General features: G+C 69.7%; 1 protein-coding gene. It reads left to right on the forward strand.

The genetic code is table 11. The features are described 5' to 3' along the window. On the forward strand, positions 1-734 hold a 734-nt coding region (locus D7231_RS35900; protein WP_147449936.1), incomplete at its 5' end, for a cytochrome P450 family protein. Positions 735-1,023 lie beyond the last annotated feature (289 nt).

The raw sequence follows: 1,023 nt of genomic DNA on the forward strand, positions 1-1,023 counted from the left end.
AGCGCGCCGAGCCGGGGGACGACCTCACCTCCTGGCTGATGGAGCACCCGGCCAAGCTCTCCGACGAGGAGATGGTCCACCAGGTGACCATCATGCTCGGCGCCGGCATCGAGGCCGAGCGGAACCTGATCGCCAACGGCCTGCTGCTGATCCTCTCGGACGAGCGGTACTTCGGCGGCCTCTACAGCGGCGGCCTGCTCGTGGAGGACGCCCTCAACGAGGTCCTGTGGAACTCGCCGCCCATCGCCAACTACGCCACCCACTTCCCGCTCCAGGACGTGGACCTCGGCGGCGTGACCCTCCCCGCCCGGCAGCCCGTGCTGATCAGCTTCGCCGCGGCCAACACCGACCCGGCGCTGTCCTCCTCCCGGCAGATGCTCAGCACCCGCGCGCACCTGGCCTGGGGCTCGGGCCCGCACGCCTGCCCGATCAAGGACTCGGCCTCCCTGATCGCCGTGGTGGCCATCGAGAAGCTGCTCAACCAGCTGCCCGACATAGAGCTGGCCGTCCCGGCCGACGAACTCCAGTGGCGCCCGGGCCCGTTCCACCGTGCGCTCAGCGAACTGCCCGCCCGGTTCACCGCGGTCCAGACCGCGCCCGCGCCCCGGCCGGCGGCCACCCCGGAACACGCCACCGCGGCCGGAAACGAGCGCGCCGCCGCACCGGCCGAGGCCACCGCGCCGCAGGGCAGGGGCCGTTGGTGGAGCTCGTTCCTGAACTGGTGGCGGGTCTGAGGGAGATGCCCTGGCACATGCGGTGTGCACATGTATGAACGCCGATGTAAGGGGGTACAGGACTCCAAGGTCGCACGGACCCGAGCGGGCGCGGTGAGCGGCGGACGTGCGGCCTGACCGGGCAGCATCGAAGGAGTTTCCGTGGAACTTGCTGAACACAGTACGGCGATCGATCCACGAACGGTTGTCTCCTACGTATCGCGTCTACGCGCGTCGCGAGGACAGGCCGATCCTTACCCCATCTATCAGGAATTCAGGGCTCTGGGAGACGTTGTTCCCGCGCCCTGGG

This window comes from Streptomyces klenkii, assembly GCF_003626645.1.
GTDB classification, from domain to species: domain Bacteria; phylum Actinomycetota; class Actinomycetes; order Streptomycetales; family Streptomycetaceae; genus Streptomyces; species Streptomyces klenkii.